Source organism: Bradyrhizobium sp. 25ACV, assembly GCF_054863005.1.
In genome coordinates this window covers 201,821-214,368 of record NZ_JAVAYO010000008.1, presented here as the reverse complement: position 1 = coordinate 214,368, position 12,548 = coordinate 201,821, and the positions used below count along the sequence as shown (strand labels likewise).

Here is a 12,548-nt window from a genome sequence, read left to right as displayed (position 1 = left end):
CCCGGCTTGACCGGGCGACCCAGTACGCCGCAGCTCCCGGCTCAACCATAGCCGTCTCTGGAATACTGGATCGCCCGATCAAGTCGGGCGGTGACGGTTGTGAGTATGGCGGGCAGTTTCCGCCACACGTCATTGCGAGGAGCTCTTGCGACGAAGCAATCCAGAATCCTTCCGCGGATGCAGTTCTGGATTGCTTCGCTGCGCTCGCAATGACGGCGGGAGCTGGCTATGCTGCGCTCCATAAAGATATCGAGGACCCGCCCATGCAATACCGTCAGCTCGGCCGCAGCGGCCTGAAAGTGTCGCCGATCTGTCTGGGCACCATGATGTTCGGCGGGCCGACCGATGAAGCCACGTCAAAGCGGATCATCGACAAGGCGCGTGATGCCGGCATCAACTTCATCGACACTGCGGACGCCTATTCGAAGGGCGCCTCGGAAGAGGTGGTCGGCCGCGCGATTGCCAACAACCGTAACGCCTGGGTGCTCGCCACGAAACTCGCCAATCCCATGGGCGACGATCCCAATCGCGGCGGGCTGTCACGGCGCTGGGTGCTGCAGGCCGCCGACGAAAGCCTGACGCGGCTCGGCACCGACCACATCGACATCTACTATCTGCACAAGGAAGACCATTCGACGCCGCTGGAGGAGACGGTGCGCGCGATGGGCGATTTGATCCGCGCGGGCAAGGTGCGATATTTCGGCGTCTCGAACTATCGCGCCTGGCGCGTCGCCGAGATCTGCAACATCTGCGACCGCCTGGGCATCGACCGGCCCGCGGTGAGCCAGCCCTATTACAACGCCATGAACCGCATGCCCGAGGTCGAGCATTTTCCGGCCTGCTCCTATTACGGCCTCGGCATCGTGCCCTACAGCCCGCTGGCGCGCGGCGTGCTCACCGGCAAGTACAAGCCCGATGCAGCCCCCGACAAGGAGACGCGCGCCGGCCGCAACGACACCCGCATGATGCAGACCGAATGGCGGCCGGAATCGCTTCAGCTCGCGCAGGAGATCAAGACTCACGCCGAGAAAAAGGGCATCACCGCCGGCCAGTTCGCGGTCGCCTGGGTGCTCAACTCCGCCTTCGTCTCCTCGATCGTCGCGGGGCCCCGCACCGAGGAGCAATGGGACGGCTACATCAGCGCGCTCGACTATCGCTTCACTGGGGATGATGAGGCATTGATCGACCGGCTGGTCGTGCCGGGCCATCCCTCGACGCCGGGCTACAACGATCCCGCCTACCCAATCGAAGGGCGCCGCGCGCGGACGGCTTGAACCTCGGAGACGACGATGGCGCATCAAGACCGCTACGGCCTGCCGCTCTCCACCACATCCGATGCGGCCGCTGGCGCTTATCGCGAGGGCGTCGACCTCATGCTTGCGGGCTGGACCGGCATGGCGGAGATGCTGGAGCGCGCGATCGCGACTGATCCGGACTTCGCGCTTCCCCATATCGCCCGCGCGCGCGTGCACGCCTTCTACCAGCAGGGCGATCTCGCCCGAAGCAAGGCGGCGCTCGCGCGCGAGCTGGTCGCCAAGCGCGGCACCGAGCGCGAGCGCTCGCATGTCGAGACGCTGGCGCTTGCGATCGAGGGCCGGCTGGCCGAGGCCATCGCGTCGACACTGAGGCATATCGAGAGCTGGCCGCGCGATGCATTGGTGCTGTCGCTGCCGCTCGGTGCGTTCGGCCTGTTCGCCTTCTCCGGCATGGCCGACCACGACCGCGCGCGGCATGAGCTGTGCGAGCGGCTCGCGCAGTATTATGGCGAGGACTGGTGGTTCCTCACCATGGCCGGCTGGGCGATGACCGAGAATGGCGACGTCGCGCGCGGCCGCGCCATGACCGAGCGCGGCTTCAATTTGCGCCGTGAGAATGCCCACGCCGCACACGCGGTGCTGCATGCGATGTTCGAGGACGGCTCGATCGAGGCGGCCGACCGCCTCGTCGACGACTGGATTCCGACTTACGACCGCGCCGGAATCCTGCACGGCCATATAAGCTGGCACCAGGCGCTCGGCGCGCTCGAGCATGGCGATGCGGCACGCGCACTGTCGATCTATGCCGACGTGCTCCAGCCGTCAGTCACGCAAGCGCCGCCGCTCAACGTCATCACCGACGCCGCCTCGCTGCTGTGGCGCGTGTCGGCTTACGGCCATTCCGTGCCGAGGACGCTGTGGCTGGAAGCCGACGCCAGCGCGCAAAAACTGTTTCCGAAGTCGAGCCTCTCCTTCGCCGACATCCACATGGCGCTGTTCGCGGCGGCGACGCAAAACCAAGCGGCGCTCACCACGCGCCTTATGACCATCGAGCAGCGCCTCGCCGAGGGCAAGCTGCCGGCCGGCCCCGTGGTGCCGGCGATCTTCCGCGCACTGGCGGCCTTTGCCGATGAGGATTACGCGTCATGCGCGCAAACGCTGGCGCCGGTTCTCGGCGAGGTCGTGCGGATCGGCGGCAGCCACGCTCAGCGCGAACTGGTCGAGGACACCTACATCGTCGCACTCATGCGCGGCGGCGAGCTCGCCCGCGCCCGCGCCGTGCTGGACGCCCGCCTGCACCGCCGGCCCTCGCTTCGCGATACGCGCTGGCAGGCGGCGACGGCCTGAGTTCCGCCACGAAAAAAACATCGGCCTGACGGCAAGTGCCAGCGTGACGGTTTGGGCGATGTGGATGAATCGCCGTCGGGGTGGCACGGTGGTATTCCAGACGGGACTTGCAGGACAAACGGGATCGCAACCAATTTGCGGTTCGGTGGTTATGGTGCGGAACCTACCCATGGTTCCCTGGCATGTGAGCCTTCCGATGCGCCTCTGCCGACCGCTTCTGGCCGCCACGCTAGTCTTCGCCGCGACCCTTTCCGCGTTGGCAAGTCCTTGTTTTGCCGAGACTTCCAGGCCGATCCCGGTCAATAATCCGCCGGCGCCGCAGAATGCCTTCATCGACCTGCTGGCGCTGATGTCCGGCCACTGTAAGACCTTCAAGGTCGCCGGGCGCACCTTCGCCTGCAAGACGGTGGCCTACGCCCATGGCGACAAGGGCCGGGTCAATTTCGCGGTCGCGGTCGACGATCCCTCCGACGACAGCCACGTCGTGTCGTTCTCCGGCGAGAACGGCAAGCGCGCCGACGACAATTCCTACGAGTTGCCGATCGACCGCATGCTGCTCAACTCCAAGGACCGGCCCAGGGTCGACGGCCTGCCGGTGCCGGCCGAGCAGACCTCCACCGGCCTCTGCCGCCAGACCGGCAATTTCGCCGCCAGGAAGGTGACCGACGTCACTTGCTCCGCCACCGACAGTGAGGGCCGGCGATATGAACTGCTGTTCGTCTCCGACGGTACGCCGGTGAGCGTGCGCCGCATCCGGCAATCGCTGCCCTCGATCCAGGACCCGTTCAAGTAGCGGCACTTCGTCTCGCTTGCTGTGTCAGCGAAGTGAAAGCGCATCCTTCCGTTTGAAACTCCAGGTCCGGCTTGTATGCTCTCGCGCGCGTCCTCACCGAGGAAGCCCGATTGCAACTGGAGGCGGGGCCGAGAGCCCGGCAATGCGTATGATCACCGGGCTCATGCGCATCCTGATCATCTGCCTACTCGCAAGCCTGTCGCGTGAATGCATCGCGGCCGACGGCAAGCGGCAGCGTTCGATCCTGGTTCTGGAAGAGGCTGATTTTCGCTCGCCCTTCTATTCCGAGATATTTGCCGGCATCCGCGCCGTCGCGAAGCCGAACGGGACGAGCCACACGGTGACCTACGGCGAGAGCCTCGATCTCGCCCGCTTCCCGGGACCGGACTACGAAGAGAGCCTGGTCGGTCACTTCAAGACCAAATATGCGAAGCAGCCGATCGACGTCATCGTTTCGATCGGAGTTTCATCGGCGAAATTCCTTCGGAAGCGCAAGCAGGAGATCTGGCCAGATGCGCCGGTCGTCTACGGCTTCGTGCCCGATCTGCCCGAGACGCGCGCGCTGTTCCTGCCCAACACGACGACCGTCTTCGCACGGGTGAGACCGGCGCAGCTGCTGACCGCAGCCCGCGCTGTCGTTCCCGACCTCAACCGTGTCGTTCTGGTCGGCGAGGCCTGGAAGAATCCGCTGACCTACGGACAGTGGAAGCAGGATTTCGCGGCCGCAATGCCCGACCTCGAAGTCACCGATCTGTCGGGCGCGGTTCTGCGCGAGGTCCGCGCTCACGTCGCCTCCCTGCCCACCCGCTCCGCGATCTTGACCTCGGCGATGTATTCCGACGGCGAAGGCACCTATTATGCCCCGGCCGCCGCGCTCGCACGCATCGCCGAGAGCGCCAACCGACCGATCATCATCACGTCCGATACGTTCCTCGGGCGCTCGGGCGTGGGCGGCTTCCTGCTGCTGCCCGAAATGATCGGACGGGAAGCCGGCGAGGTTGCCATGCGGATTCTCGGCGGCGAGGCCCCGTCGAGCATCGTCCCCTTCGGCGGGAATAACGTGAAGCCGATCTTCGACTGGCGGGAGCTCAAACGCTGGAACGTGGACGAGGCCCATCTGCCTCCCGGTAGCGAGGTGCGTTTCCGCGAACCGACCTTCTGGGAGAAGTATCACTGGCACGTCACCATCGTCGCCAGCGTCGTTCTGGTGCAGGCGCTGATGATCGCCATTCTGCTGCGCGAGCGCCGCTTGCGCTTCGTAGCCGAGGTCGAGGCGCGGCAACGCATGTCGGAGCTCGCCCACATGAATCGCCGCGCCACCGCGGGTGAGATGTCCGCCTCGCTCGCCCACGAGCTGAACCAGCCGCTCGCCGCCATCCTGATCAATGCCGAGACGGCCCAGCAGATCTTGCGGAACCCGGCGCCCGACCTCGGCGAGATCGGGGACTTATTGGACCACATTCGCCGGGACGATCAGCGGGCAGCCGACGTCATCAGCCGGCTGCGCTCGTTTCTGAAGCGAGACCCGACCGAACGGCGCGAGCTCGATCTCAATGCGATGGTTGGCGAGGTGTTTCGATTTCTCTCCGTGCAGGCCTTGACGCACGACGTCGAACTCGTGACCGAACGCTCGCCCGCAGATATCCGCGTTAAGGGCGACAAGGTTCAGCTCCAGCAGGCCATCCTGAATCTCGTCGTGAACGGCATCGATGCCGTGGCGCATCTCCCGGACAAGCGGCGCCGCGTCATCGGCCGAACCAGTCTTGCCGACGGTAATGTTGCCCTCGTCTCGGTCGCCGATGCCGGCGACGGGATCCTGGCGGAGAAGATGACGGAGATCTTCGAGCCGTTCTTCACGACCAAGACGCAAGGCATGGGCATCGGCCTCTCGATCGCCCATACCATCGTCGAGACGCATGGCGGGCGCATCTGGGCAGAGAACGCGCCGTCAGGGGGCGCCGTCTTTCACGTCAGCCTGCCGCTGGCAGCGCCGCGATAGGTCCTATCGCAGGCACCAGCGACGCTGGCCAGCCGTCACGCGAACGCCTTTTCCAGCGTTGCGAAGATGACCGCGAGCGACTTGTCGTGCCGCGTCACCGGCGGCACCGGGCGATCGATCTGCATCAGCTGATAAACCGCCATCTGCGCCGCGCGCACCGAATATTCGACGGTGAACACGACGTCGTCGGGGATTTCGACGAACTGGCTGACGAAAGCGAGGTTGACCGAGTTCTTCGGCACCGGCAGCGGTCGGTCGGTAAGATTGCGCGGCATGAACATGCTGGTGATGTAGGGCATGCGGCAGGGCACGCAGATCGCGTCCTCGAACACGCCCACATCGAAATTCAAATGGCCACACAGCTCTTGCAGTATCTCCGCGCCGCCGCAATCGGACATCGGCTTCGCGACGAAATTGCCGACGCGGTCGGGATGCAGCGCATAGCCCCAGAACACCTGCACATTCTTCGGCTGTCCGGCGAAATGCGGCTGGTGATAGAGCACGACCGACATCAGCCAGTTGGAATCCTTGAACGTGACGAGGCCGCCGGTGCCCGCACGGTTGCCGGAGAACGCCTCCATCCGGTCGAAGAAGAGCGGATCGCGGCAGGTGACGGTAAAGGACAGCCAATAGGATTCGGGGATCGAGCTGTTGAACGCGGCGGGATTGCCGAATTCGGGACGCTCCTTCGCGATCGTCTCCCACAGCGCCCAGCCCTGGCTGTCTTTCTTGGTCAGATGCGGCGGCGGCTCTGTCATCGTGCCGAGGCTCGAGGCGTCCGTCATCGAGCCGTTCTGGAAGAATACGAGATCGCCGTCCTCGAGCCGGACGTTGGCAGTGCGGCCGTCGCGGTCGAGCATAAGCTGGCGCACCCGCAAGCGTCCGTCCTCGCTCTCGATCGCCATGTCCTTGACGCGCGTGCCACGCACGAATTGCACGCCCTGCCGCTTCAGCCAGTCTGCGAGTGGCCGCACGATCGCGTCATACTGATTGTAGACGGTGCGCTTGACGCCGGCGAGCGTCTCGATGCGCGGAAACTCGTTCATGAAGCGGTGCAGATAGCGCTTCAGCTCGACCGCGCTGTGCCAGGGTTGGAACGCGAAGGTGGTCTGCCACATGTACCAGAAATTGGACTCGAAGAATCTCGGCGAGAGCCAGTCGGTGATGCGGCTATTGCCGAGCGTCTCCTCCGAGGCCTCGGTGAGCCGCAGCAGCTCGAGCCGATCGCGCGCGGAGAAACCCATATGCGAGACGTCGACCTTGAAGCGATTGCGGTCCACCAGCCGCGCCTGCGAGTGCGCCGGGTTCTCCAGGTTGAACGCGATGGTCTCGTCGCGCACGCTGCGGCCGGGATGCTCGAGCGAAGGGATGCTGGAGAGCAGATCCCAGGTGCATTCGTAGTGATCGGTGGTCAGCATTCGCCCGCCGCGCAGCGAATAGGCGCCGTTCGCGAGCAGCGTGCCGTCGAGGCTGCCGCCGACCAGCGGCTGCGCCTCGTAGATCACGATGTCACGCCCGGCCTGCTGCGCGTCGCGGATCAGGAACGTCGCGCCCGCGAGCGATCCAATGCCACCGCCGATGAAATACGCCTTCATGACTTGCCTCGATTGCCGTTCGAATTCGCGGGCGACATTGCATCCGAGGCAGCGGCCGAAGTTGCGCTGGATCAAGCGCGGGGAGCGGCGAAATCACGTCGGCGTTATCGCCGCGGGCTTCTTCGCATAGACGTGCTCGATCTCCTCCGCGAAGCGGCGTTCGAGCGCGGGCCGCTTGTTCTTCAGCGTCGGCGTGAGCAGGCCGCTCGCGATGGTCCAGGGATCCAGCGTCCACCACACCGCGCGCGGCGTCGCGTAGGACGGATAGGCCTTCACGGCCGCCGCGATCCTGGCCAGCAGAGCGGCCCGTTCCACCGCGCCGCCTTGCTTGCCGCTCGCCGCCAGTCTTTCTTTCTCCTGCACCCAGGTTTTTGCATTCAGCACGACCAGCGCGGTGAGGAACGGCCGCTGCTCGCCGACCACCAGCGCCTGCTCGAACAAGGGATCGGCGAGGATTGCGGTCTCCAGATCGACCGGCGCGATCTTCTCGCCGGTGGACGTGACCAGAATGTCCTTGATGCGGCCGGTGATGGTGATGCGCCCGTCCTCGATGCGGGCCTGGTCGCCGGTGTGCAGCCAGCCGTCAGCGTCCTTGACGCGGCGTGTCTCCTCCGGCTTGTGCCAATAGCCGAGCATCACGCTGGGGCCGCGCACCAGCAATTCGTCGTTCTCGCCTAACCTCACCTCGACGCCGTCGAGGACGTGGCCGACCGTGTGCGGATCATTGTCCTTGATGGTGTTGACGGAGACCACCGGCGAGGTCTCCGTCATGCCGTAGCCCTGGAGGACGTCCAGCCCGAGCGCAAGAAACAGGCGAATGACGGGCTCTGCGATCGGCGCGCCGCCGGAGATCGCGACGCGCAGGCGGCCGCCGAGCCGCGCCAGCACCTTGTCAGCGACGAGCCGTTTGAGCAGCGGCCAGGCCAGCCGGTCCAGCAGCGACGGCATGCCATGCCGCTGCCGTGCTTCGAAACGCCGCCCGCCGACGGCGATGGTGAGGTCGAGCAGCAAGCGCTCGATGTAACTTGCTGATGCGCGATGCTGCATGATCAGCGCGTAAATGCGCTCGTAGATCCGCGGCACCGAGACCAGCACCGTCGGCCGCACACGCTTCAGGTCCTCCGAGAGTTGCGGCACCGAGCGGGCATAGGCGACGCAGGCGCCGGCCGCGATCGGATAGTAATAGCCGCCGGTGCGCTCGAAGGTGTGCGAAAGCGGCAGGAAGGACAGGAAGACGTCGTGCGGTTCGGCGGGGATGCGATGCGCGATCGCCTTCACATTGGCGACGATGTTGCCATGCGACAGCATCACGCCCTTTGGCCGCCCGGTCGTGCCCGAGGTGTAGACGATGGCGGCGAGATCGTCCGGCTGGATCGCGACATCGGGCAGCGGCGCGGTCGCGCCGGGTGCTTGTGCGAGCCAGTGGTCGAGCCCGACGATGCGCGCGTCCGGCGTGATGAGCCCGCCTGCATCCGCGCAGACGACGCGCTTGAGATGGTCGAGCGGCTGGCCGGTCGCCACGATCGCCTGCCAGCGCTCCAGCGTATCGACGAACAAGAGCAGCGCGCCGGAATCGACGAGGACATAGGCGATGCTGTCGGGGTTGTCGACGGCATGCATCGGCACCGGCACGAGGCCGCGCGACAGCGCCGCCTGGTCCATGGCGATATGCGCAATGCCGTTCGGCATCAGGATGGCGACGCGTTCGCCCGGCGCGAACTCCTCCGCGGCGAGCGCGCGCCGCCACAGCTCGAATCCCGCATCGATCTCGTGCCAGGACCGGCTGACCCAGCGCTGCGCGGTCGCATCGAAATGACGATAGGCCTCCGCCGCCGGCGTCGCCTCGACGCGCCAGCGCAGCAGTTGCGGCAGCGTCCCGATCCCGGCAAGTCCGTCCGGTTGACTCGTTGGCCCCGACATGGCGTCCTCTCGCATCTCATCGATTCCCAACCATTTGGTGCCTCGACACTAGGCCGGCCAGCCCTTGCCGCTTTGATCCTCAGCAAGGCGGCCATGCAAGGAGCGACCATGACGCGCGACCGCCTGTTTCTGCTGCGCCCCGGTTTCGAGGATCCGGCCTTTCCGGGGCGCCTGTTCTATTGCTGGCATTGCGCGCTGATCGAGGGCGTGTTGGCTTCATTTCCGCAGCTGGCCGAAAAGCTGGATGTCGAGCGCATCGCGTGGCCACGCCCGCGGCAGCCGGTGATCGCACTTCTCGGCGAAGAGAACCAGTCGCTGCCGCTGCTCGTTCTGACTGACGGAGTGACCTCGCCGCATCAGACCGGCAGTCATCACGGCCGCGCCTTCATCGCCGACAAGGACGCGATCCTCGCCGCGCTCTCCGAACGCCACGGCTTTCCCGTTCCGCATCCGTAGAAGGGGGGCCCGTAGCCCGAAACGAGGGAAGATCGGCATTGCGCCCCGTCCCTGACGCCTCGCATATTCGCCACCACACCCGCCCGAAAGGTCCGATCATGCCTCACCCCCTCCCCGCTCTCATCGTCGTCGACGTCCAGCGCGCGTTCGACGAATGGGAGGCGGCGGGACAGCGGCGCAACAATCCGGATGCGGTGGCGCGCATTGCCGATCTCTTGCGGGCTTTCAGAGCACGCGGCGCGCCGATCTTTCATATCCGCCATGAAGGCACGAAGCCGAATTCATCGTTTCTGCCATCGCGTTCCGGCTACGCCGTCAAGGACGAGGCGCGCGAGCAGCCGGGCGAGACGGTCATCCTCAAGCGCGTCAACAGCGCCTTCATCGGCACCAACCTGGAACAGCGCCTGCGCGCGGCCGGCATCGGTACGCTCGTGATCTGCGGCGCCACCACCAATCATTGCGTGGAGACGACGACGCGGATGGCCGGCAATCTCGGTTTCGACGCGCACCTCGTGCGCGATGCGACATGGACTTTCGACCGCGTCGGGCCCGACGGCGACAGGCATTCCGCCGAAGAAATCCATGCGATGACGCTGTCGAACCTCAACGGCGAGTTCGCGCGCATCGTCACCAGCGACGACGTGATCGCCGCGTTCGCGGCCAAGTGATGGCAGCAATGCGATCAATGCCGATGATGCGACAATAAATCTCACGAGACGCAGTCACGCACGCGAATCGGACGTCGCGATACTGCGTCGTTTCGACGCCCGCACTGGCCGGAACGCGGCGAGCGCCCATCTGTTGTCACACGACATTCAACTGGAGTGATGACACCATGAAGTATCTCATTGTCGCGATGGCGGTCGGTGCTGCGGCGCTCGCCGGCGGATCGGCGGCGAACGCGGCCAATAATTCAGGCGCGAAGCAGAACGCGCCGGCAGCCCAATCGACCGACATCAGCGCGCAGCACCGGCACCACGGCCATCGCCACCATCATCACTGGCGTCATCATCACCACCATCACGGCTACTATCGTCCGCACCACAGGAACTACGGCTACTACCCGCGGCATCACGGCTATTACGGCGGCGGGCCGTACGGGTATTACGGCGGCGGCGGTCCCTCCGTGACGTTCGGCTTCGGCGGCAGCCGCTGGTAAAAGGAAAGGCCCGCGATGCGGGCCTTTTTCTTACCCCCGCAAAATCATCTCTGCCGTCTCCAGGCCGCTCGCCAGCGCTGCTTCCACCGTGCCCATGTCACGACCGCGATAAAGCGCTTCGCCGGAGAACAGCACCAAGCCATCGGCACGCGCGAGGATCGCTTGTGCCGCGCGCGTCCGCGGCGTCGCCCAGGAATAGGCACCGCGGGCGAAGGGATCATGCGCCCAATTGGTCGCCGCCGCCGCCACGAGCTCGCGCGCGATGTCCTCGCGCGACAGCTTGAAGATGGCAGCGAGCGAATCGAGCCCGGCATCGATCAGTCCTTGCGGATTGAGGTTGTCCAGCTCCGCCGTGCGCGGGCCGCCGAACCAGCCGGTGAGCACGGCCTGCCCGCTCGGATATTGCGTCCACCACACCGGGATGGTCCGGTCGGACAACAGGAAGGTCATGGCTGCGAGATCCTGGTGCCGCTCGCGCCACCACGGCCGCGCGAAGCGTAGCAGGATCTTGATGACGTTGCCGAAGCCGATGGCGCCCGCCGCAGCAAGCCTCCCGCGCGCGCTCGCCGGCAGAGCCATCTCGCGCAGCAGCGGCAGCGGCACGGTGAGGATCACGCGATCGCAGGCGTGGACATCGCCGCCGGCGCAGCGAACGGCCGCCGTGTCGCCGCCCTCCTCGATCGCCGACACCACGCAGCCGAGATGGATGGTCACGCCGCACTGGCGGCAGTCGGCCGCCAGATAGTCGATCAGCGCGCCATAGCCGCCATCGATGCGCGCCTGCGCAGCGTGCCCGCCATCCATCCATTCCTCACGCAGCGCCAGCGTCGAGGCGCGCTCGGGGTCGGCCGCGTCATAGCCCTCCACCATCCGCTCGATCGATTGGCGCATCGGCGCATAGTCATCCCCGGCGAAATGCCGGCGCAGGAATTCGGCGACGGAGAGATCGTCTTCCAAGTCCCTCAGCACGGCCTGAAGCTCCGTCTCATGCGGATCGTCGCGCTCCTCGCGCGTGAGCGTCATTCCGTCAAAGCTCCACTGCTCGCCTGCGATCTCGTGAAGGGACAGCCCGGCCTCGCGCAGCAGCCCGCGCGTGACCGGCGCCTCGCCATGGACGAATTCGGCACCGCCCGCGGCGGGGTATCCGAACTCGGAGACCGGCAGCGGAAGGATACGGCCGCCGCAGCGCTCGCGCGCCTCCAGCACCGTCACCTTGCGGCCGGTCCGCGCCAGCTCGCGCGCCGCCATCAGGCCGGCCGCGCCGGCGCCGACGATGACGATATGTTCTGTTGTCTCCGGCATGGCCGCGCGCTACCGGCTCGCGGCTTGCGGATCGTTCTTGATCAGATAGCGCAGCAACAGGACGCCGCCGCCGAGCTGGCGCGTACTCTCCAGCGTCATCGCGGTGATCGGCGCGCGCTTGTCGCTGTCTGCCTCGGTCGAAGAGAACACGAAGGGCGCGCCCTCTGCGCCATCGATCGCGGGGCTGAGAATCAGGTTGAACTCGTCGATCAGACCGGCACGCAGGAACGCGCCATTGGCGACGCCGCCGCCTTCCACCAGCAGCCGCTTCACCCCTAACTCGCGGCTGAGAATGTCTAGCGCCAGCGCCAGATCGAGCTCGGACTTGCCGGCGAAGATGTAGGATACGCCCTCGCCGCGCAGGCCCGCGAGATGCGAATCCGGCACGCTCTCGGTCAGCACGACGACGATCGGATCGCCGCCGATGTCCGAGCGCCCCCAGCCGATCTTGCCCTGCGCATCGAGCACGATTCCATAGGTCTTGGCGTCCCGCCGCGCGAACCAGTTTTCGCGCGGCAGCTTCGCATTCATCGTCGCGGGATAGGGCTGGCCCTTGGCGAACTCCGACCCGGTAACGCGGCCGATCACCCAGGCATCGCCGCCGAGCTCGTCATGGATCTTCTCGAACCAGTCCGTGCCCGCCCCTTTCGGGCGCCAGCGGCTGGGATGCGTGCGGCCGTCGAGGCTGGAGTGCATCAGACAGATGACGTAGGGCTTCATG

At 66.0% G+C, this 12,548-nt stretch carries 11 protein-coding genes; 7 read left to right on the top strand and 4 right to left on the bottom strand.

From position 1 onward, the window contains the following. Positions 1–263 precede the first annotated feature (263 nt). The 4 genes from RAD04_RS20455 (at position 264) to RAD04_RS20440 (ending at position 5,395) form a co-directional block, all read left to right on the top strand. A complete protein-coding gene (locus RAD04_RS20455; protein WP_461625195.1) occupies positions 264–1,274 on the top strand; it encodes an aldo/keto reductase in 1,011 nt (336 codons plus the stop codon). Positions 1,275–1,289: 15 nt separating this feature from the next. After that, positions 1,290–2,603 carry a tetratricopeptide repeat protein gene (locus RAD04_RS20450; protein WP_461625194.1) on the top strand — a complete coding sequence of 438 codons (1,314 nt, stop codon included), beginning with the start codon at positions 1,290–1,292 and terminating at the stop codon, positions 2,601–2,603. Between the two features lie 196 nt (positions 2,604–2,799). Then, positions 2,800–3,396, top strand: a complete 597-nt coding sequence (locus RAD04_RS20445; protein ID WP_461625193.1) for a hypothetical protein — start codon at positions 2,800–2,802, stop codon at positions 3,394–3,396. A 142-nt stretch (positions 3,397–3,538) separates the two neighbouring features. Next, a complete protein-coding gene (locus RAD04_RS20440; RefSeq protein ID WP_461625192.1) occupies positions 3,539–5,395 on the top strand; it encodes a sensor histidine kinase in 1,857 nt (618 codons plus the stop codon). Positions 5,396–5,430: 35 nt separating this feature from the next. Here RAD04_RS20440 and RAD04_RS20435 read toward each other — a convergent pair whose 3' ends face one another. Continuing rightward, positions 5,431–7,065: an oleate hydratase gene (locus tag RAD04_RS20435; protein WP_461625191.1), complete on the bottom strand. Its 1,635-nt coding sequence runs from the start codon at positions 7,063–7,065 to the stop codon at positions 5,431–5,433. 18 nt (positions 7,066–7,083) lie between these two features. Continuing rightward, the gene (locus RAD04_RS20430; protein ID WP_461625190.1) at positions 7,084–8,910 is read right to left on the bottom strand and encodes an AMP-dependent synthetase/ligase; all 1,827 of its coding nucleotides are present in this window, start codon (positions 8,908–8,910) and stop codon (positions 7,084–7,086) included. A 108-nt stretch (positions 8,911–9,018) separates the two neighbouring features. Between RAD04_RS20430 and RAD04_RS20425 the strand changes: the two genes are divergently transcribed. From RAD04_RS20425 to RAD04_RS20415, 3 genes are all read left to right on the top strand, one after another. Continuing rightward, complete coding sequence (locus tag RAD04_RS20425) at positions 9,019–9,366, top strand: DUF3088 domain-containing protein (protein WP_461625189.1); 348 nt, start codon at positions 9,019–9,021, stop codon at positions 9,364–9,366. Positions 9,367–9,464: 98 nt separating this feature from the next. Next, positions 9,465–10,034, top strand: coding sequence for a cysteine hydrolase family protein (locus RAD04_RS20420; protein ID WP_461625188.1), 570 nt, complete (start codon positions 9,465–9,467; stop codon positions 10,032–10,034). 167 nt (positions 10,035–10,201) lie between these two features. Then, the gene (locus RAD04_RS20415) at positions 10,202–10,525 is read left to right on the top strand and encodes a hypothetical protein (RefSeq protein WP_461625187.1); all 324 of its coding nucleotides are present in this window, start codon (positions 10,202–10,204) and stop codon (positions 10,523–10,525) included. 30 nt (positions 10,526–10,555) lie between these two features. On the opposite strand, the gene RAD04_RS20410 is transcribed toward RAD04_RS20415, so the two are convergent. Then, positions 10,556–11,827, bottom strand: a complete 1,272-nt coding sequence (locus RAD04_RS20410; protein ID WP_461625186.1) for a flavin monoamine oxidase family protein — start codon at positions 11,825–11,827, stop codon at positions 10,556–10,558. 9 nt (positions 11,828–11,836) lie between these two features. After that, entirely contained in the window at positions 11,837–12,547 is a 711-nt protein-coding gene (locus RAD04_RS20405) for a dihydrofolate reductase family protein (RefSeq protein ID WP_461625185.1), read from the bottom strand. Between the last annotated feature and the right edge of the window lies 1 nt (position 12,548).

Excerpts from the sequence above, each read along its gene's own strand:
- RAD04_RS20455 (WP_461625195.1), top strand. The coding sequence starts at position 264 with ATGCAATACCGTCAGCTCGGCCGCAGCGGCCTGAAAGTGTCGCCGATC.
- RAD04_RS20450 (WP_461625194.1), top strand. The coding sequence starts at position 1,290 with ATGGCGCATCAAGACCGCTACGGCCTGCCGCTCTCCACCACATCCGAT.
- RAD04_RS20445 (WP_461625193.1), top strand. The coding sequence starts at position 2,800 with ATGCGCCTCTGCCGACCGCTTCTGGCCGCCACGCTAGTCTTCGCCGCG.
- RAD04_RS20440 (WP_461625192.1), top strand. The coding sequence starts at position 3,539 with ATGCGTATGATCACCGGGCTCATGCGCATCCTGATCATCTGCCTACTC.
- RAD04_RS20430 (WP_461625190.1), bottom strand. The coding sequence starts at position 8,910 with ATGTCGGGGCCAACGAGTCAACCGGACGGACTTGCCGGGATCGGGACG.
- RAD04_RS20425 (WP_461625189.1), top strand. The coding sequence starts at position 9,019 with ATGACGCGCGACCGCCTGTTTCTGCTGCGCCCCGGTTTCGAGGATCCG.
- RAD04_RS20420 (WP_461625188.1), top strand. The coding sequence starts at position 9,465 with ATGCCTCACCCCCTCCCCGCTCTCATCGTCGTCGACGTCCAGCGCGCG.
- RAD04_RS20415 (WP_461625187.1), top strand. The coding sequence starts at position 10,202 with ATGAAGTATCTCATTGTCGCGATGGCGGTCGGTGCTGCGGCGCTCGCC.
- RAD04_RS20410 (WP_461625186.1), bottom strand. The coding sequence starts at position 11,827 with ATGCCGGAGACAACAGAACATATCGTCATCGTCGGCGCCGGCGCGGCC.
- RAD04_RS20405 (WP_461625185.1), bottom strand. The coding sequence starts at position 12,547 with ATGAAGCCCTACGTCATCTGTCTGATGCACTCCAGCCTCGACGGCCGC.